General features: G+C 39.0%; 22 protein-coding genes. 3 read left to right on the plus strand and 19 right to left on the minus strand.

Annotation, left to right across the window (positions count from 1 at the left end; translation table 11 throughout):
* From FC85_RS01535 to ccpA, 4 genes are all read right to left on the minus strand, one after another.
* On the minus strand, positions 1-1,062 hold the full coding sequence (locus FC85_RS01535) for a type II secretion system F family protein (RefSeq protein ID WP_057863809.1): 1,062 nt from the start codon (positions 1,060-1,062) through the stop codon (positions 1-3).
* Positions 992-1,963, minus strand: coding sequence for a competence type IV pilus ATPase ComGA (comGA, locus tag FC85_RS01540; RefSeq protein WP_057863810.1), 972 nt, complete (start codon positions 1,961-1,963; stop codon positions 992-994). Before comGA ends, FC85_RS01535 begins: the two co-directional genes overlap by 71 nt.
* A gap of 337 nt (positions 1,964-2,300) precedes the next feature.
* Complete coding sequence (locus FC85_RS01545; RefSeq protein WP_057863811.1) at positions 2,301-3,038, minus strand: YebC/PmpR family DNA-binding transcriptional regulator; 738 nt, start codon at positions 3,036-3,038, stop codon at positions 2,301-2,303.
* Between the two features lie 293 nt (positions 3,039-3,331).
* Positions 3,332-4,333 carry a catabolite control protein A gene (ccpA, locus tag FC85_RS01550; protein WP_057863812.1) on the minus strand — a complete coding sequence of 334 codons (1,002 nt, stop codon included), beginning with the start codon at positions 4,331-4,333 and terminating at the stop codon, positions 3,332-3,334.
* A gap of 207 nt (positions 4,334-4,540) precedes the next feature.
* Here ccpA and FC85_RS01555 point away from each other — a divergent pair, with 207 nt between their 5' ends.
* Complete coding sequence (locus FC85_RS01555; protein ID WP_057863813.1) at positions 4,541-5,641, plus strand: M24 family metallopeptidase; 1,101 nt, start codon at positions 4,541-4,543, stop codon at positions 5,639-5,641.
* A 145-nt stretch (positions 5,642-5,786) separates the two neighbouring features.
* Here the strand turns inward: FC85_RS01555 and FC85_RS01560 are convergent, their stop codons facing one another.
* Both FC85_RS01560 and FC85_RS01565 read right to left on the minus strand, forming a co-directional pair.
* Positions 5,787-6,287, minus strand: coding sequence for a YtxH domain-containing protein (locus FC85_RS01560; RefSeq protein WP_147008438.1), 501 nt, complete (start codon positions 6,285-6,287; stop codon positions 5,787-5,789).
* A 29-nt stretch (positions 6,288-6,316) separates the two neighbouring features.
* Complete coding sequence (locus tag FC85_RS01565) at positions 6,317-6,733, minus strand: DUF948 domain-containing protein (RefSeq protein ID WP_057863815.1); 417 nt, start codon at positions 6,731-6,733, stop codon at positions 6,317-6,319.
* Positions 6,734-6,877: 144 nt separating this feature from the next.
* Between FC85_RS01565 and FC85_RS01570 the strand changes: the two genes are divergently transcribed.
* Positions 6,878-7,756 carry a mechanosensitive ion channel family protein gene (locus FC85_RS01570; protein ID WP_057863816.1) on the plus strand — a complete coding sequence of 293 codons (879 nt, stop codon included), beginning with the start codon at positions 6,878-6,880 and terminating at the stop codon, positions 7,754-7,756.
* Positions 7,757-7,994: 238 nt separating this feature from the next.
* Here the strand turns inward: FC85_RS01570 and cbpB are convergent, their stop codons facing one another.
* The 4 genes from cbpB to murI are packed head-to-tail and all read right to left on the minus strand — an operon-like array spanning position 7,995 to position 10,430.
* Positions 7,995-8,504, minus strand: a complete 510-nt coding sequence (gene cbpB / locus FC85_RS01575) for a cyclic-di-AMP-binding protein CbpB (protein ID WP_057863817.1) — start codon at positions 8,502-8,504, stop codon at positions 7,995-7,997.
* A gap of 17 nt (positions 8,505-8,521) precedes the next feature.
* A complete protein-coding gene (locus tag FC85_RS01580; protein ID WP_057863818.1) occupies positions 8,522-9,043 on the minus strand; it encodes a metallophosphoesterase in 522 nt (173 codons plus the stop codon).
* On the minus strand, positions 9,040-9,639 hold the full coding sequence (locus FC85_RS01585) for an XTP/dITP diphosphatase (protein ID WP_057863819.1): 600 nt from the start codon (positions 9,637-9,639) through the stop codon (positions 9,040-9,042). The genes FC85_RS01580 and FC85_RS01585 overlap by 4 nt, the downstream gene beginning before the upstream one ends.
* Before the next feature lie 17 nt (positions 9,640-9,656).
* Positions 9,657-10,430: a glutamate racemase gene (murI, locus tag FC85_RS01590; protein WP_057863992.1), complete on the minus strand. Its 774-nt coding sequence runs from the start codon at positions 10,428-10,430 to the stop codon at positions 9,657-9,659.
* Between the two features lie 154 nt (positions 10,431-10,584).
* Between murI and FC85_RS01595 the strand changes: the two genes are divergently transcribed.
* Positions 10,585-11,103 (plus strand): YslB family protein, encoded by a 519-nt coding sequence (locus FC85_RS01595; RefSeq protein ID WP_057863820.1) that lies wholly within the window; start codon positions 10,585-10,587, stop codon positions 11,101-11,103.
* A 104-nt stretch (positions 11,104-11,207) separates the two neighbouring features.
* Here FC85_RS01595 and trxA read toward each other — a convergent pair whose 3' ends face one another.
* From trxA to FC85_RS01640, 9 genes are all read right to left on the minus strand, one after another.
* The gene (gene trxA, locus FC85_RS01600) at positions 11,208-11,519 is read right to left on the minus strand and encodes a thioredoxin (protein WP_057863821.1); all 312 of its coding nucleotides are present in this window, start codon (positions 11,517-11,519) and stop codon (positions 11,208-11,210) included.
* 76 nt (positions 11,520-11,595) lie between these two features.
* Positions 11,596-13,962, minus strand: a complete 2,367-nt coding sequence (locus tag FC85_RS01605) for an endonuclease MutS2 (protein ID WP_057863822.1) — start codon at positions 13,960-13,962, stop codon at positions 11,596-11,598.
* A 7-nt stretch (positions 13,963-13,969) separates the two neighbouring features.
* On the minus strand, positions 13,970-14,482 hold the full coding sequence (locus FC85_RS01610; protein ID WP_057863823.1) for a CvpA family protein: 513 nt from the start codon (positions 14,480-14,482) through the stop codon (positions 13,970-13,972).
* Between the two features lie 7 nt (positions 14,483-14,489).
* The gene (locus FC85_RS01615; protein WP_057863824.1) at positions 14,490-14,756 is read right to left on the minus strand and encodes a cell division protein ZapA; all 267 of its coding nucleotides are present in this window, start codon (positions 14,754-14,756) and stop codon (positions 14,490-14,492) included.
* 88 nt (positions 14,757-14,844) lie between these two features.
* Positions 14,845-15,171, minus strand: a complete 327-nt coding sequence (locus FC85_RS01620) for a DUF1292 domain-containing protein (RefSeq protein WP_057863825.1) — start codon at positions 15,169-15,171, stop codon at positions 14,845-14,847.
* A 15-nt stretch (positions 15,172-15,186) separates the two neighbouring features.
* A complete protein-coding gene (gene ruvX, locus FC85_RS01625; protein ID WP_057863826.1) occupies positions 15,187-15,621 on the minus strand; it encodes a Holliday junction resolvase RuvX in 435 nt (144 codons plus the stop codon).
* On the minus strand, positions 15,618-15,899 hold the full coding sequence (locus tag FC85_RS01630) for an IreB family regulatory phosphoprotein (protein WP_057863827.1): 282 nt from the start codon (positions 15,897-15,899) through the stop codon (positions 15,618-15,620). The genes ruvX and FC85_RS01630 overlap by 4 nt, the downstream gene beginning before the upstream one ends.
* A 108-nt stretch (positions 15,900-16,007) precedes the next feature.
* On the minus strand, positions 16,008-18,650 hold the full coding sequence (alaS, locus tag FC85_RS01635; RefSeq protein ID WP_057863828.1) for an alanine--tRNA ligase: 2,643 nt from the start codon (positions 18,648-18,650) through the stop codon (positions 16,008-16,010).
* Positions 18,651-18,986: 336 nt separating this feature from the next.
* Entirely contained in the window at positions 18,987-20,348 is a 1,362-nt protein-coding gene (locus FC85_RS01640; RefSeq protein ID WP_057863829.1) for a DEAD/DEAH box helicase, read from the minus strand.
* Between the last annotated feature and the right edge of the window lie 2 nt (positions 20,349-20,350).

The raw sequence follows: 20,350 nt of genomic DNA on the forward strand, positions 1-20,350 counted from the left end.
TTAATACATTCCTTTCACACCATTATAAATTGGCGTTAATAATTGAAAATATGTTCCCACGATGGTAATGCCAATAACGATAAACATTGACGGCTGAATGAATCCAATTATTTTATTGGTTGTTAGCATCATTTCTTCAAACATTAAGCTTGAATAGGCAGTCATTGCGTTTGCCATTTCTGTAATTGGATCTCCTGAATTGAGAAATTTGATAATTTCATCTGGAACAAATTGGGTCTCATCAACCACATCAGTTAATGACTGACCGTTAGTTAATGCGGCATCCAATTTTGCTCCCAGTGAATAAATTAAAGAGCCTTTATCAAATTCCGCCAAAGTTATTGAAATTTCTCTTACACTGAGACCACTTTTTAAAAGTGTTGCCAAGTTACTTGCCAAATAATAAGCAACGTAATTTTGAAATAGCTTGCCAATAAGTGGTAATTTAATCAGCAACTGAACTTTCCTGATTGGCGATTGTGTGAACCAATAAACAAAACTGATTCCCGTTAAAAGGACTATGCCAATCAGAAAATATTTGATGAGTCTAAAGTTTCTCGTCAAGGACGTTGACTGATGAATATTTGGCATCAATTCCTGAATTTGAGGAAATACGAACAAGCGAATCATGATCATCAAAACGAATAAAATAAGACATAAAAATAACGGATATACCATCATTGACTTGATCTTTTTAATTTGTTTTATTTTCAATCGGTCAAACTTGGCCAATTCTTTTAAGACGTCTTTTAACCGGCCATGCTTTTCAGAAATCAGCAGTTGATGATAGGCCCCAATATTGATTAGTGATCTAACACTTTCCGAAAAACCGTTGCCACTTTTTAACCTGGTCACAATCAAATTAACCTGCGGTCGCATTCGTTTATTGGTTTGGACAATAAAATCAAGGGCAGCTGTTAGGGAAAAACCAATTGTTAATAGATTTGCCAAAAGCGCAAAAAATTCAGCCTGCTGGTCGATTGACCATTTTTTAACCAAGTTGGAACTTTTCGGCCACTTGTTTGGTAACCATTTTTCGGTTGACCGCTTTTTCAAGTTCACTATTCCACTCCTTCCAATCGTAACGATTCATTCTGCTCAATTCGGCATATTCATGAGCCATTAATAGCGCCTTCTGCTTTCCTTGGATGGTTGGAATTAAACGCTGGTAGGCAACAGCAGTCACTGCTTGTGAGATAAATGACTCATCAACGCCCAGCTGCTTTAATCGACTAATAACGCCGAGAGGATTTTGGGCATGAACGGTTGTGTAAACCAAATGTCCACTCAGGGCTGCTTTGATAGCCGCCTGGGCAGTCATTGAATCTCTAATCTCGCCAATAATAAAAATATCTGGTCGGTGCCTAAGGCCAACTTTTATGAGCTCTGAGTAACCCATTCCTGCATCATTGTTGACCTGGAGTTGTAAAAACCTTGGATCTTTAATCTCGATTGGATCTTCAATTGTCATCACAAATTGATCCGCAACTAACTGATGAACCAAACTATAGATCGTTGTCGTTTTTCCTGAACCAGTGGGGCCCGAAAAAATGATTAATCCTCTTCTGCTGCTTAGCTCTTCAAGAAAATGCTTCTGGGCTTCATTAAAAAAAGCAGTTGACAAGTCTGCCAGTGAATAGATAATTCTAATGACGAGTGATTCCTTACCGGCAAAGTTCCCAACAGCTGACAACCTTAAATCATATTTTATGTCGTCTATATACCATTCCATCGCGCCAATCTGCGGTCTTCTCTGCTCACTAAGCGCCATATCAGCTAAATATTTACAATAATTCATCATTCTCCGGGCGTTCAAATATTTAATTTCATCCCAAATAATTATTTCCTGAACACCACGAATTTTAATGACATACCCATCCTCAGTAGGTAAAAAGTAGATATCACTGGCTTGATGAGTAATAGCGTTCATTAATAAAGCATTCACCTGTTCACTAATTTCCATGTTGTTTCACCTCTCAATAATTAGTTACGTAAAAGAATAAAATTTTCCTTGAAAACAACTAAAAACAATGGAACACAATGTGATTAGTTTCTAAATTCTCGTCAATAATAATTTGAATACGATAAAGAGACTGGCTAAAACGATTCCAGCAGAATTATCCCTTTATGAAATTCGTGATCCCCCAAAGAATTCAATCAGTAATTAAATGACATCCTTACCATTTGTTTTTCTATTATCAATTTTTGATAACCTGCTACTCAAAATTGAATAAAATTTTCGGCAAAAAAAGACCAAAGTGAAATGGATTTTTCACTTTGGTCTTTAAATATAGTTATAATTAATCTTGACTTTCTGGCAAAACAGCAGCTTCATAAACGTCTTGAACATCATCATTGTCTTCAAGTTCGTCAATCAAACCAGTATACTGTGATGTCTTATCACCGGGCACTTCGGTGGTTGTTTCTGGGAATAACCGGACTTCAGCAGTATCCAGATCATAACCGGCTTTTTGCAATGCATCACGAACAGCAGCCATCGATGATGGATCGGTAAAAATCTGAAATTCATCATCAGTTGTCTTCATGTCATCAGCACCTGCATCCAGCGCGTCCATCAACATGTCGTCTTCAGTCTTATCCAAGCCATCGCGAAGAACAACAATATAGCCCTTTCGATCGAACATATAAGACACTGATCCACTGGCTCCAAGTGAACCACCATGATGAGTAAATGCCGAACGAATTGCTGCAGCTGTCCGGTTCTTATTATCAGTTAAAGCAGAAACCATGATGGCTGTACCGCCGGGACCGTAACCCTCATAAGTAATTTCTTCAAACTTGGCTCCACCAACACCTGAAGCCTTATCGATGGCCCGTTGAACATTGTCTTTTGGCATGTTAGCGGCACGAGCCTTTTCCATTACTAAACGTAACTGAGGATTATTTTCTGGATCAGGATCACCTGCTTTAGCGGCTTGATATAAGTCACGTGAGATCTTTTGGAAAATTTTTCCACGTTTAGCATCTTGGGCGTTCTTCCGCCCTTGGATGTTATGCCATTTTGAATGTCCTGACATAAATAACTCCTCTTTTCTAAAATTTAATAGCTAGTTTCAAACATACAGCAACATTCTACCAGATACGAACAGCGGTTTCAAGGCAAGTTATATGATCCCAATTGTCACAGTGATTTCAACCCCTACTTCTCATTATGCACAATAAATAAACCCAATATCTCTGAAGTTCAAATACCAGGTTCATTTGTCCAAATAATGGTTATTAAACTTTTATTCGTTGAATCAGTTCCTTGCAAATTACCAAATCAGCCAATTCCAATTGCCATTACCCGCTGACCGTACCTAATTAATAATTACTTAGTTGACTCACGCTTCATCAGTCCATATGGCAGTAAAACATTCTTTTCATCAACCGTTTCATTATTCATTAACTTGGTTAACAATCGCATTGCAACCGCACCAATATCGTACAACGGTTGTGTGATAGATGACATCTTTGGTCGAACCATCTCAGTTAATTTCGTATCATTACTGGTAATAATTTCAAAATTATCGGGAACTGTAACATCCGCATCAGACATGCCATTCATAATCCCAGCGGCTAATTCATCATCAGTTACCATTGCAGCAGTTGCATTAACTGACATAAGGGCTGGCTGGAGCAGCGTTCCGGTCTTGTATGTATCGTCCGTTTCGAAGACCAGTTTTTCGTCGTAAGGAATCCCTGCACTCTTTAAAGCTTGCTTGTATCCCTTTAAACGATACTTCCCATTGATTGCCTGTTCTAGTGGACCACAAACAAAGGCAACCCGCTTGTTTCCCCGATCAATCAAATTTTTGACTTCTTCCTGAACAGCTGCCACGTAATCAATGTTGACGCTCGGATTCAAGTCCTGATCATCAACTGAGCCTGCCAATACAATTGGTGTCTTAGTTCGTTTAAATTCTTCACGTAATTGATCAGTAATTTCATTGCCCATGAAAACAATCCCATCAACTTGTTTTGACAAAAGTGTATTCAGAACTTTAATTTCCTTTTCGCTGTTGGAATCAGAATTAGTTAAAATGATGTTGTACTTGTACATCGTGGCAACATCATCAATACCACGCGCTAAAGACGCAAAGTACATATTGGTTACATCAGGCACAATTACCCCAACGGTTGTCGTCTTTTTACTTGCCAGACCACGGGCAACAGCATTGGGCCGGTAGTCTAATTTTTCAATGACATCCAGAACTTTCTTTCTGGTTGCAGGTTTCACATTTGCATTTCCATTAACCACTCTTGAGACGGTCGCCATCGAAACGCTAGCTTCTCTGGCAACATCATAAATTGTTATCGTTTGTTTATCCATAAAGATAGCCCTTTCTTTCAAGACAAAATAAGTTTTCATCGATTTTCAAAACACCATTCAATATACCAAATAAACGACGCTTCGGCAAACTGAAAACGTTTTCAACTAAATCATAAACTATCAAAACTGAAAATTCAAGTGAAAGCGCACTTTTGATGACATTTATATGTGATATACTATTCCTAATCTATAAAGGATGTGTTAATTGTGAGTAAGATAGAAAAAGTACAAAGATGGCTGGCTGATAATGGGCAAGACATTGCTTTAATCAGCAATCCAAAAACCATACAATATTTGACTACCTTTTACAGCGATCCTCACGAACGTGTGCTGATGCTGATTGTTTTCAAAAATAAAGAACCGTTCATGTTTGCACCAGCCCTTGAAACTGAAGCAATTAAGGATAGCGGTTGGACAAGTCCTGTATATGGTTACTTAGACCATGAAAATCCATGGAAAATCATTGCTGATCAAGTTCATGCACGTAACACTGCAGAAGATCAAATTGCAATCGAAAAAGATGCATTAACGATTGACCGTTTAGAACTGATTCAAAAATGTTTCCCAACAAGTCATTTTTCCGCTGATCTAACGCCACTCATCAACAATATGCGTGTGATTAAAACATCTGATGAAATTGAAAAATTAAAAATCGCTGGCAAATGGGATGATTTTGCACTTAAATCTGGTATCGAAGCTGTTAAAGTCGGTCGAACCGAAAATCAAGTTGCAGCGGAACTTCAATATGCGCTGATGAAAAATGGTATTATGGAACTCAGTTTTCCATCACTTGTCCAGTCAGCTGCTCATGCCGCAGAACCCCACGGTGCGACTAGCAATAAAAAAATTGAAAATAATAAACTCGTCCTGTTTGATCTTGGGACAGTCTGGGATGGCTATATTAGTGATGCTTCACGAACAATTGCCGTTGGAAAGCCCGATCAAAAATCCTTAGACATCTACCACGTCTGCCTGGAAGCACAGTTGACCGCCCAAGCGGCCGCAAAGCCGGGAATAACAGCTGAAGAACTCGATAAAGTTGCTCGAGACGTCATCACTAAGGCTGGTTATGGTGACTACTTCATTCATCGTTTGGGCCATGGTATGGGGATGAGCGAGCACGAATTTCCGTCAATTATGGAGGGAAATAAGATGCAACTCCAACCCGGCATGTGCTTCTCGATTGAACCCGGAATTTATATTCCTAATGTTGCCGGTGTTCGAATTGAAGATTGTGTTTATATCACTGAAAATGGTTGTGAACCATTTACTCATATGACAAAAGAACTTCAGTATGTTGAAGGCTAAGCCCCAGCATTCTTAAACCCAATAAAAAAACTAAAAAGGAACGAAGCGCCGCAAGATTTTCTTTGCGTTGCCTTCATTCCTTTTTAGTCTAAAAGTAATTAATCAACAAGCTTTCATTTAAGAGAACCAAATAACCGACGTTAACTTATTTATCTTGAGAATGATCATGGTCTGGGGTCGTCGGGTCCAGCGATGGATCATCATTGGATGTTGTCCCACTTGGATCTGCGTTAGTACTTGAATCTGGTGATGTGGTGCTTTGATTGACTGAATCAGTTGAATCCGTACTCTTGAACGCCTCTCGAGCATCGACAACGATGTCATCCTGTTGTGGTGCAGATTCGTTAAGATCATCAGCACCCCTTTGTGATTTAGAAGTTGTTGCTTTTTCGGTAAACTGAGAACTGGCATCCTTGACAGTTCCTTTGGCGTTATTCAGCTCATCTTTAATGACATCTTTAAAATCACTGACAGCATCGTTGGCATAGAATGCATAATCGACTGCCCGATCACGGACCTCATCTGTTTTTTCACGGAGATTCCGTTTCAATTGGTTCTTCTTATTCTCATCTAGTTTTTGATAGGCAGCGTACAAACCTGCCCCAAGAAGCCCTGCAACTAAACCACTAACAATTTTTTTACCCATTAAAATCATCCTTTCACAATTAGTATGAACTATTCTTTCTGCTTATTCGAATGGCGGTGATTCCGGTACATATTCCAAGCAGTCTTGCCAAACTTACTGGCAACACCAGCTGTAACACCTTTCTTGCCACTATCTTTGACCTTTGATGTTAAATTTTGAGTCGCAGTATTTAAATCAGACACGCTCTGTCCTAAGTCAGCTGCAGCCTGAAAAACAGGAGTCACAATGTTTAGCTTATCATCAACATCTTTGACTAAGGTATTAGAAGTTGCCATGATTTTATCTGTTTGCTTAACAATTACATCCACGTTACTGGTCATTGATCGAATTGATGAATTAACTTCAGTAACTGTTTTACTTACTTTCATCAAAAATAATCCAATGAACAGCACCAATAGCAAAAATGCAATTGCAGCGATGAGTCCTGCAATTTGCCCAACAGTCATCTTTTCTCCTCCTTGTGCAACAATTTACTTTAGAATAGCATTACCACAGTGGTTTGACAATGAAATTGTTTTTTTGGCGATGGTTTTATTTCAAGTAGTGGTTTGATAGTATGGAAATATATTAAAAAAACGAGGTCCTGCATAATGCGTGCAATCACGATGAAACTAGCAATTAATTGGAAGCAATATCTTAATTATTTTGATTGGCAAAAAATATTAATCACAGTGACAGAAAAGATTATCATGATCATATTACTAAGTATTTTAATGTTAACTTGTCGGCGAATCGGTAAGTCTCTCATTAATCATTTTTTTAAAAAATATCATCAAAAATATCGTGATACTGTGACCGAAAAGCGCGTTCGGACATTTCACACCCTCTCGATGAACATTTTAAATTACTGCTTATGGTTCTTCTGGATATACTCGGTTCTTTCAACAATTGGCGTTCCGGTCGGAACACTAATTGCCAGCGCCGGTGTATTCAGCTTAGCAATTGGCCTTGGTGCTCAAGGATTCGTGACTGATATCGTGAGTGGGTTCTTTATTTTGCTGGAAAAACAAATTGAGGTAGGTGAATACGTACAGATTAATACAATCAAGGGAACAATTACCGCCGTGGGTCTTCGAACAACTCAAGTCGTTGCTGATGATGGCACACTGAACTTTATTCCAAATCGAACAATTACAACAATTTCAAATATGTCGCGTAATAATATGACCGCCATGATTCAGGTTGCAATATTACCTGAAACGCCAATTGATAAAGTGATTAAAATCATTCGCGAAGTTAACAAAAGCCAACAGGCTAAATATCCTGACATCGTTGGTGATCCCAAAATCCTGGGAACCATTAATACGCCAGATGGTAAGCTTGTTGTTCAAGTTAATATCACAACAAAAAATGGCGCGCAGTACAATGTTTCCCACGATTTCTTGGCAATGTATCTATCAGAGTTAAACAAAAATAATATTCAATTACCCTCAAGTCCCGTAGTCGTTCAGGGAAGCCCAAATAAATAGCCTCAAAAAATCAGGTAGTCAAGTCGAAACTAACGTTCACTTGACTACCTGATTTTTAGTGCCTGTTTCACATAAAATTGTCAATCGACGACAAACGAAAACACAAATAACGCTGACGTCCTCGCGGCACCTAAGCAACGGGTTGAAAAACGATTCAATCGCAACTTTAGAATCATCTGAATTCTTCAATAATGATTACTTGGTAAAATGGCTTAAGGTGTTCCCAAATTGACTTTAATTACATGCTCTTACTTTTAGTTTCCTGATTCAATTTCTTCTCTAAATATGCCGGCAAAGCAATATAGTGTTTTGAAAAATTATGAGCCAGAAAATTAACCTCTTTAAATATTTCGCGACGCGTAATAATACCTTTAAAGTGGTTTTCATGATCAACATATGGTAAGAAATTTTCGTCTATCAAATACCGAAGAATTGCTTCTAAGTTATCCCGTTCATAAATCGTGGGGACCTCGGTTTGCATAATCTCCTTGACCTTCATTGTGTCAAGACAACGACTCGTAATTCCAGTATTGCCTAACATTTTCTCCGTGATCATTGGTAATGAAACAAGACCTTTAAAATGACTATCATTGTCTAAAACAGGAATCTTTGCGTATTTAATTTTGGTTAATACTAGAAAAACGTGCTGTAAATTATTTTCTTCATTAACGGTTGCAACGAGATCAGCAGGAATCAGAATGTCTCGTTTACTTTCACGCATCACTGCTTCAATAGGCTTATCAATCATTTGTGGTTAATACTCCTTTACTGTGAGGAACTAAATCGAAATTTCAACTCAGGGACAGGGGTCAATTGACGATCAAAAAATTGAATCAAATAATCATGATTATCAGTAATAATTGATGCATACGTTCCACCGATTGATGCATACCGTCCCCGGGGATAGGAAATGCTCCCGGGATTGACAAACAGAATCCCCTTGTCAAAGCTTACCCCAAGTTGGTGAGTATGACCAAACGTGACAATATCGGCCGAATGTGACTGCGCAAATAGTTCCAACGTCAATAGGCCAGAATTTACATTTTGAAGATGACCGTGGGTAATAAGAATGTTTTTTTGATCAATGCGTAATGCCCTAGATTCTGGAAAATGTTCAAAATCCATATTCCCCATTACAATCTGTAATTTTGAAACTAGAGGATCGTCGGCCTTTAATTCCGAGTCACCACAATGGACAATTGCATCAACCTTACCTTCATACTTATTAATAATTTGTTCAATAATTTGTCGATCACCGTGATTATCACTCATAGCTACAATTTTCATGAGTCCCACAACTCCAGTAATTTCCGAATCAGTACCCGAATGGCATTTCCCCGGTGACTGATCATATTCTTGTCATGAGTTGTCATTTCTGCCAGGGTTCTTTGCTGTGCTGGTACATAGAACAGTGGATCATAGCCAAATTCATTATCACCACGTGGTGCGCGTAGAATTTGACCCTCAATTCGGCCAACGGCTTTAACTTTTTCTCCTTCTGGTGTTAAATATATCAGAACAGATTCAAAATAAGCCTCTCGGTCCGATTTATTTTGCATTTCCTTAAGAAGTTTTGCGTTATTCGCATCGTCATCGTGATCACCGGCATAACGTGCCGAATGAACTCCCGGTTGCCCATTCAATGCGCCGACAACCAACCCAGAGTCATCCGCAATCACTGCTTGGCCGGTAAATTTCATGATTTGTTGTGCTTTTAGCGTTGCATTTTCTTCAAAAGTTTGACCCGTTTCATCGACATTTGGAACATCATTATAATTTGCTAATGAGTTGACAGTAATTCCTGTGCCGCCAAATGCCTCTTCAAATTCAATGACTTTATGCGGATTCTTTGAAGCAATCACAATTGATGCAGGTTTTTTCAACTTAAACGATCTCCCTTTTAAATATCAAGATGATCAGCAGCAATAGCATTTCCTAAAATATTGTCTGCAAGCTTGGCAAATTCGTCCGGATCGCCGGTAGTAAAGAAACGACGACTTGCGTCAGAACTGGCTGGGTCACAAAGTGCGCCATGTTGTTTCAAGTAATCGTAAACATCTTGACCAGCCGCAATTCCCGGATCAACTAGGGACATCTTTGTGCCCAAGACATTTGTAATTTCTTTTCTTAAAACAGGAAAATGAGTACATCCCATGACAAGCGTGTCAATTGGTTTATCAGCAAAATAAGCAAGCCGCTGATTCACAACCAGCTGAGTTTCTGGCGTCCCTGCCAAACCCTGTTCGACCATTGTGACGAATTCCGGACAGCCCAATGAATAAACATGGCTGCTGGGAGCAAGCTTCTTAATAATGCGCTCGTAATCCCCCGATTTAACAGTTCCATTGGTGGCAATCACACCTATTTGACCATTATGAGTTGCTTGAACTGCTGAACGGCATCCCGGTTCAATCACACCGATAACCGGAACGGAAAGTATTTCTGATAGATAGTCAAATGCGGCAGCAGTTGCCGTGTTGCATGCCATCACGAACATTTTAATATCTTGCGTTATCATGTAGTCAGCAATCCGTTTAGTTAATTTTCTGACTGTTTCTGAACTCTTTTGACCATAGGGTAAATTGGCTTGGTCGCCAATAAAGATATACGATTCATTTGGAAGTAATTTGACGATTTGTTTGAGAACCGTCAAGCCACCAACCCCTGAGTCCATGACGCCAATTGGGCGATTATCCAAGTGAATTCCTTCTTCCTTTATATTATTAATATTATCTTTCAATTGTCAGATAGATTCAACTAACAAAACAGATCTTATAAGATTATTGTATAATAGGATTATTACATTTTGCATTGATGGAGATTAAAAAATGGATAACGAAGCATACAACAAATTAATTACGAATAATCACTTATCAGGCTTACTGGGCCAAGAGCTAATTCGAGATGATCTCTTACCCAGCATTTTAGGAAGTGACTATCATGAAATATCTTATTGGGCTGGCAAACATTTGGCACGAACCCACCAACTAGCCAATTATGATGATCTAACCACATTTTTTGACCAATTTAAGATGGGTCACTTAACCTTGCTAAAACGTTCTGGAAATCAAATTAAATGGCAATTAGATGGTGATGTAGTCACAAATCGACTCGATCTTTTTGATGATCCTGACTTTTTCTTGGAAGCCGGATTTATTGCGCAGAATTGTCAGACTATTTTAAATCGACAAGCTGAATCGGAAATTGGGAAAACAAATCCATCAAAGGGATTTGTTTTAATTACAACGTTTATAAGTAAAGACAAACCAATTGAGGGATCAAATTCAACCCAACCTTTCAAAATCATCAATCCTTCCCAACAAAATAGCGATTCGGAGCGGTCATAACAGATCAGTAGTTTTAATTAATCATTACTATAATAGAAAATATAAAAAAGGAGCTGGACAAAATCATTTTTGTCCAGCTCCTTTTTAGTTAACCCTGATGATGCTTAGTCAGTATATTGATCCAATACCTGCTTAACCTTAGCCTTTGGATGATAACCAACAATGGTATCCACAACTTTACCATCTTTTTTTACGAGTAAAGTTGGAATACTCATAATTCCAAATTTAGAAGCCGTGTTTGGATTTTTGTCAACATCCATCTTGTTAAAGGTCACATTATTCATCTCTTCAGACAACTCTTCAACAACTGGTGACTGCATCCGACATGGACCACACCAAGTTGCCCAAAAGTCAGTTAATGTCACACCCTTAGCAGTGTCATTTTCAAAAGTTTGATCCGTTGTTTCTTTAAGCATATCAAACACTCCAATCCGTTAATGATTTTATACTAACAATTATATAGCAAAATGCAAACAAATTGCACGCAATTTATTATTTGAATTTCGCTACGGTTGAACCATCTCCACCAGCATTAGGGGCTGAATAACCAAAGCTCTTCACCCGTGAGTTGCGCTTCAGGTATTCATTAACTCCCTTTCGAAGCGCACCAGTACCCTTTCCATGAATAATTGTAACTGATGGATAACCGGCTAGTAAAGCAGAATCAATATAACGATCCAATTCATACATCGCCTCTTCGTAACGATGACCACGCAAATCTAATGTTGGTGACATTCCCGTCGAGCGGGTTCTTGAAACTTGAGTCTGGTAACGTGATTTTTCAGGTTTATCAGAACCACTTTTTTCCAAATCAGACTCATTAATTTGCATCTTTAAAATTCCAAGCTGAACGTCCCAAACACCATTTTTTTCTTGACGCAGTAAAGTCCCCTGTTGACCATATGATTTAACTAAAACATCATCACCAGCATGAAAATTATGCTTAGCTTTTTCTTTTCTAAGCACTTTATTTCTCTTTAAGCTGGGTGCCACTTCAAGCTTATTCAAAGCGCCCTTTGCATCAATCAATTCATTCTCTTTTACGGCAACCTTGCCAATTTCAGCTTGCTTTTTGTGCAGATCATCAATAATTTGATCAGCTTTCTTTTTAGCTTCCTCAACAACTTGATTAGCCTGCTCTTTAGCTTGTTCAACCAGACGTTCCTTTTGACTTTGGTATTTATTAAATTTATCAGTCAACTCACGCTGCAGTTTAGTTGATGCTTCAAGTTGTACCTTCAATTCATCAGCTTCATCGTGAGCACGCTTAGTTTGAGCTGTCAGCTCTTCAATCATATTATTGATATCTTGGTTTTTGGTATCTGTAAACGCACGAGCTTGCTCAATAATCGCCTGTGAGAGGCCTAATTTATGGGCAATATTTAATGCATTACTTTGCCCTGGAATTCCAAGTAAAAATCGATACGTCGGTCTTAGTGTATCAACATCAAATTCCATTGAAGCATTAATAATTCCTGGGCGATCATACGCAAATGCTTTCAGTTCTGGATAATGAGTTGTGGCAATGAGTTCGCAACCCGTCTTATGAATTGCATCAATAATCGCCATCGCCAAAGCTGCCCCCTCTTTGGGGTCGGTTCCGGCTCCCAATTCATCCAGTAGAACAAGACTGTTATGGCTTAAGCGACCCAGAATGGAAATAATATTATCCATATGTGAAGAGAACGTACTTAAATTAGCTTCAATCGATTGATCATCACCAATGTCAGCGAAGACATCGTCAAAAACACCAATTTGACTATCCTCATTTGCAGTGATAAATAAACCAGATTGGCCCATCAATTGAAGTAGTCCAACAGTTTTAATCGTAATTGTTTTACCACCTGTATTGGGACCCGTAACAATAATTGTATGATATTGATCGCCAATCTCAATATCATTGGCAACCACTTTCTCACGAGGAATTAGTGGGTGCCTGGCTTGACGTAACTTGATCACATTTCGGTCAGAAATATTCGGTAATACACTCCTGGTTTGATGGGCATACTTTGCTTTTGCGTTTACAAAATCCAACTGACCAATTAAATTCATATTTTCCAACAGTTCAGAACGATATGGCCGAATTAAATTGGTTAACTCTGCTAAAATTCGCCGTTCCTCAGCTCGCTGCGCTAATTGATCCCGTCGGAGCTGATTGTTCATTTCAACTACATTACTTGGTTCAACGTACAACGTTTGGCCTGATGCACTTTGATCATGAATAATACCGCCAAAGTGTTGTTTATAATCCGCTCTAATGGGTAAAACAAAACGTTCATCTCTAACAGTAATAATCGGCTCACTCAAATATTTCGCTTCAGAACCCTTAATAAATTTTCCCATCTTAGCACGAATGTCATTTTGCGTACGGACAATCGTTTTCCGAATGGAACTTAATTGCGATGAAGCTGTATCTAAAATTCGACCATCATCATCAATCGATGAAATCATCTGTTGAGTGATTTCGGGCATGAGTGTTAATTGATCAACAATCTTAGGAATTGATCTGAGGTCAACCGCCTCTGCTTTAAAGTCTTCAAAGAACTGATGGACAACTTGGCCAGCCCGAAGTAGTTTAGTGATGTGGGAAAGCTCAGTCCCACTTAAAGCAGCATTTTCGATTCTTAATCGCTTCATATATGGCGCAATCTCGATTAGTTTAGGAATCGGGATTTCTCCCTTTAATCGAATAATATCAGCGCCATCGGCTGTCTGATCGAGACGATCCTTCACCTGATCAAATTCTGAACTTGGTTGCAATTGATTAACAATTTCATGGCCTCGATCGGTCGTCAAATAAGCAGCCAGTTGTTGTTTTATTTTATCGTACTCTAATGTTTCCAATACCTTTTCATTCATTTAAATTTTAAACCTCGTTTGAATGCTCGTCCCAAATCTGAATCATTTTATCTGAGAGAATTGGGGTTTGTTTAACAATCCATTGGGAAACTGTCGACTGTTCGTATTGATTTACAATGGCCTGATTTGGAATCATCAGGAGTAAATTCAGCAAGAAAAAAATCAGTAAATAGCTCGACAAAACGTTAATGCCACCACCTAGTAGTGCATTCAGTTGATGAATTACCGGTAGCTTCGTAACTGGTATTAAGATGCTTTTAACCAGTCGGACAATTTGCCACACGCCAATTACAAGAATACCAAAAATAAGCCACTTAACTGCCCTTTGGGTACCCAATGTTGAATTTCCATGGTTCAACCAGTTAAGTGCAAATTCAGCAATCGGACTTGTATAAATAAAGCCGACAACTGTCGAAAGCAAAATTCCTGCTAGATTTAATATCTCAACAACTAACCCTTTGTGAAGCCCCCGTGTAAATCCGAACACTAAGATCAAAATAATGATAATTGTAAAAATCATTTCTTGATCACCGATCCTTCGGTGTTTCCGGTTTATTTTTTGGCATTTCTTCAAGTTGTTTTTCAACATCGAACTGCTTCGATATGGCATTAAAGGCAATTAAGACTGCTCGCTGTTCCTCTGTTGATTGGGGCATCGCTGTGTGTAGTTGATCCAATTGCTCGTTCAACAGGTCTGTCACAGCTTGCATGTGGGTAATTGAACTGTGACCAACCAAGACGTAGTCTTTTCCGTCAATCGTTGCTTTAAATCGTCGTTTCTCCTTATCAGACATTAAATCACATCCTAATATTTTTCAATTAAAAAGGACCGAGACAAAACTGACGCTTTGCACTCAATCCTTTGACTCAATAATAATCTAATTACTTATTATCGTTACTTGGTTGATCGTCTTGATCGTCGCCATCTTTTCCAAGGAATGTGTTCAAGACAGATTCAATCATATCCCATTCTTTGTCCGTTTGAATAACCTGAAGCTCGCCACCTTGTGGGTCACTGGGATCATCACCCTTTGGCAAAGCAAAGGCTTGGATTTCTACTTCCTCATCATCTTTTTTACCAGCTGGGTAAATTAAGATGTATGAACGATCAAAATCCTCCGATTTAAAAGTAAATAAAACGTCATATAACGTTTCCTCGCCGTTCTCATCAACTAATGTAATTTGTTGTTGAACTGGTTCATCTGCCATAATTTGTTTACCTCGCTATATTTTAGTTAATTTTCCTTTACGATCCAAATAGTTTTGAAGAATCAGACCTGCAGCTAATTTATCAATGACCTTCTTTCGTTTCTTTCGCGAAATATCGGCTTCTTCTGTAAGCATACGCTGCGCTTCAACGGTAGTTAATCGCTCATCTTCAAAATCTACCGGTAGATCAAATTGTTTCTCTAATCGTTTTCCATACTTTTCCGATGCCTCAGCACGAGGTCCCAAAGAGTTATTCATATTCTTTGGCAATCCCACTACAAAGCCATCCACTTGGTACTTATCGACCAGTTGAGAAACCCGGTCCAACCCAAATTCCCCATTTTCCTCATCGATCGGAATAATTTCAACGCCTTGCGAGGTCCAACCAAGTGAGTCACTAACAGCAACTCCGACGGTTTTTGAACCGACATCTAATCCCATTAATCTCATTTTTCACCTTTTTTGGTCTCATTTGGATGATTATCCAAATAGAAACGAACTAGTTCTTCGATTATCTCATCACGCTCATGACGGCGAATAAGATTTCTTGCATCAAGATTACGCGGAATGTAGGCTGGATCTCCAGAAATCAGATACCCAACAATTTGATTATAAGGGTTATAGCCCTTTTCTTCCAATGCTGCATAAACAGTCAATAAAGTATCTCGAACATCCTTCGGTTGGTCTTCATTGAAATTAAAAAACATGGTTTTATCTAACGAACTCATACGATTCACCTCTATGACATAAGGTCATTTGTATTAATTCTAACTGATTATAACCAAAACTACAATCAACAGACTCAATGTAACCGACATGTAATCGTGGTGTAATAATTATTTGTTGATCAACCATGATACGGCAGCATTCATTGCCTTGTCCAGACCCGATGGATCCTTACCACCGGCTTGAGCCATGTTTGGTCGACCGCCACCGCCGCCTTTAATATTACCAGCGATTGATTTAATTAAATCACCAGCCTTAAGACCACTCTTTACTTTATCATCAGCAACCGCCACGATTAAATTAGCTTTTTGACCGCTGCCAGTTCCCAAAACCAAGACGTCTGAAAGTTTCTTAGAGCGCCAAGTATCTGCTAGTTGCCGCAGCTGTGCCATACCGGCATCTTTTATAACACCTGTAATAATTGTGTAATTACCAGCTGCTTTTTTATCAGCAAAGACGTTTTGGGCTTGTTGTCCAGCCAGCTTGGCTTCCAATGCACTTTGTTTCTGTTCGAGCGTTTTTACTTCATCTTGAAGTTGTTCAATCCGATGAGGGACATCTTTAATTTGAGTGACTTTCAAATTAGCAGCAACCTGTTTTAAAGCTTTTTCTTCCTTATTCAATAGTTCAAAGGCATTCTTTGAGGTAACAGCTTCAATTCTACGAACACCTGCACCAACTCCAGATTCTGAAACAATCTTGAAGAGACCAATGTCACGGGTGTTGGACACATGCGTTCCACCACAAAATTCAACTGAAAAATCACCAATACTGACAACCCGAACTTTGTCACCATATTTTTCGCTAAATAAAGCAATTGCCCCCATCTTTTTACCAGTCTTTGGATCTGTAATGGTCGTTTTAACGTCGATTTCTTTGAAGATCTCTTTATTAACCAGATCTTCAACTTTTTGCAAATCCTCATCCGTGACTTGGCCAAAGTGGTTAAAGTCAAACCGTAAATAATCGGGCTCAACTAATGAACCAGCCTGCTGTGTATGGCCGCCAAGCACATTTCGTAATGACTGGTCCAACAAATGAGTTGCTGTATGATTCTTTTCAACTCGGCTATGAAACAATGGATCAACAGCCAAATGGTAAGTCTGCCCCTTGATCAACGGCTCTTGTGTTTTAACAGTATGGAGATTTTGGCCATTTGGTGCGTGTTGCACATCAACCACGTCAGCCACTTTGTCACCATCATCGTTTAGGATGACGCCCCTATCAGCAACTTGTCCACCCATTTCAGCATAAAATGGCGTTTGATCAAAAACAAGTTCAGCGGTATCAGCTTTGGTTTCACTAACCAACTTTTCATTTTCGACAATTGCAAGTAATTTGGCTTTAGCAACATCAAGTGTTTCGTATCCAACATACTCACTATGATCCTTAATTTTAATTAGCAGATCACGTTGCACGCCCATTGATTTAGCACCACTACGAGCTTTACGGGCACGATCTTTCTGCTTTTGCATTTCAGCTTTAAAGCCCTTTTCATCCACATCCAGATTGGCATCATTAGCTTCTTCGCGAGTTAATTCAAATGGAAACCCATAAGTATCATAAAGCTTAAATGCCGTTGGGCCATCGATAGCTACTTGATGATTATCCTTTGCTGACTGAATAACCTGGTGAAGTAATTTCAATCCATCTGCCAACGTTTCATTAAAGCGATCCTCTTCAGACCGGACGACTTTGGCAATATAATCCTTTTGTTCCAAAACTTCAGGATAGTAGGTCTTCAACGTTTCACCAACAACGGGAACTAGTTTGTAAAGAAACGACGTTTTGATTCCCAAGCGTTGACCATTTACAATGGCACGCCGAATTAGTCGACGAATAACGTATCCACGGCCCACATTTGACGGCAATGCACCATCACCAATGGCAACGGTAATTGCTCTTGCATGATCGGCAATAATCCTGAATGCGACATCATCTTGCTTACTCGTATTGTACGTTTTATGATCGCTAAATTCTTCAGTTTTATGAATCATTGGCAAAAACAAATCAGTTTCAAAGTTAGTGCGGGCATGCTGAAAAATTGAAACGACTCGTTCCAGTCCCATACCAGTATCAATGTTCTTCCGAGGAAGTGGTTCATAAGTATCCTGAGGCGTATGGTTAAACTGTGAAAATACAATGTTCCAGACCTCTAACCACCGGTCATTTTCACCGCCCGGATAATTTTCCGGATCATCATCAGCAAGGTTATCAAAATCTTTACCCCGATCGTAGAAAATTTCCGAGTCCGGACCAGAGGGGCCCTGACCAATATCCCAAAAGTTATCTTCAATTTCAATGATATGATCAGGTGAAACCCCAACGGCTTCCCAATATTTTTTGGCATCCGTATCCTTTGGATAGACAGTCATGAATAATTTGTCCTTATCCCATCCAAACCATTTTGGAGATGTCAGCAGCTCAAAGGCCCATGCAATAGCTTCCCTTTTGAAATAATCGCCAACCGAAAAATTACCCAGCATTTCAAAAAGGGTATGGTGCCGAGGCGTTTTACCAACGTTTTCAATATCATTTGTTCGAATACTCTTTTGAGAACTTGTCATCCGTGGATTCTTTGGAACGACAGATCCATCAAAATATTTCTTCATTGTCGCAACGCCAGAATTAATCCAAAGCAGGGTTGGATCGTCAACTGGAATTAATGAAGCACTCGGTTCAATTGTATGACCCTTTTCCTGGAAAAAATCTAGAAACATTTGTCTAATCTGACCACTACTTAAACTTTTCATCAGCAATTCTCCTCTTTGACAAAATTAAAACACCGTTGCTAACAGAGACGCCGATTGACGCGGTACCACTCTGATTGCAACGATGTTTATCGTAACCACTTAATCTCTATAACGTAGAGTTTGCGTAACATTAATCATTTAAAAAGTAAGAGAGCACCAACTAATTTAAATCGTTTTTCGCATCACCCAAAACGTTTCTTAAAAATAAAGTTAGCTAGCATATTCTTAGACATTTCAAAGTATACTTTTTTGTGAATTTTATGTCAATCACGTTTTTGATTAAACACCAAAACTTTAATAACCAGGTTCTTTAAAAAAGGACAATTCCCAATGAACTTACTGGTACCGATTGGAACTATTCTTACGTTGCTTACGCTTCGAACGCGCTTCTTCACGTTTCTTAATTCGTCGATCCATCTCATCTTTACGGGCGATAGTCATTTTGATTCGCCGCTTGTAACCAGGCTTAATTTTTTTCTTTTTCTTCTTGATCATGCCGATCATGGTTGGATCGAGGCGATCATGATGTTTTCGATGGGTTTTACGTCGGTTTCGATCATAGGAATCAATAATTTCACCGTGTTTTAAAGCTTTTGGTTTGAAGTGAATTCCCATATCTTCTAATTCTTCGACTTCTTTTTCCTCATCAGGAGAATAAAGCGTAATAGATGTTCCAGACATCCCATTCCGACCGGTTCGGCCTACCCGATGAATAAAGAATTCTAAGTCCTCAGTCGGAATGTCATCGTTAATGACATCAGAAACTCCTTGAATATCAATTCCTCTAGCTGCTAAATCGGTGGCAACCACAAACTGAAAATCAAGGTTCTTCACTCGTTTCATTACCTGTTTACGTTCACGAGGTCGCATACCACCGTGAATCATGGCAACTTTAAGTCCTTGACCTTTCAAGTAGTCAGTTAATTCCTCAACCCGTTTCCGCGTATTGGCAAAGATCAACACCAGATAAGGCTCTCCAATTGTGAGCAGTTTATAAATCAGCTGGTTTTTATCTTGGCCCTTCGTCGAAATTAACCAATTATCAATTGTCGGGCTGATAATGGTTGAAACTGGAATTTCTTCAATAACTGGATTATCCATATATTTCTTTAAAAAGACATTGATTTTTTGAGGAATTGTTGCTGAAAAGACCATCATTTGAACGTCTTTTCCAAAGCTGGCCGCAATGTGATCAACAACATCTAAGAAGCCCATATCAAGTGTCATATCAGCTTCGTCAATGACTAACTGAGAAGCTGTGTGGACGTCTAGACCGCCATTTTTAATCAAATCCCAAATTCTTCCGGGTGTCCCAATAATTAACTGAGGCTGTTCACGTTTTAATTTGTCCTCTTGACGAACTTTATCGGTGCCACCAACATATGCGCCGGTCGAAATCGGTTCAGGACTGAATTTGGCTAATTGTTTAGCCGCTTCGATAATTTGATAAGCTAATTCTCGACTGGGCGTTGTAATAACTGCTTGAACCTTTTGAACACTGGGGTCAATTTGATTAAAGATAGGCAGCAGGAAAGCGTGGGTTTTCCCACTTCCAGTTGCCGATTGACCAACAACATCTCTATGTTTCATAATAACCGGAATTAACTTCTCTTGAACGGGTGTTGGATGGTCAAATTTTAAATCTTTGATTGCTTCCAGTAAAAATGGCTTTAAATTAAATTCTGAAAAATTGGTCATAT

This window comes from Lentilactobacillus diolivorans DSM 14421, assembly GCF_001434255.1.
GTDB classification, from domain to species: Bacteria; Bacillota; Bacilli; order Lactobacillales; family Lactobacillaceae; genus Lentilactobacillus; species Lentilactobacillus diolivorans.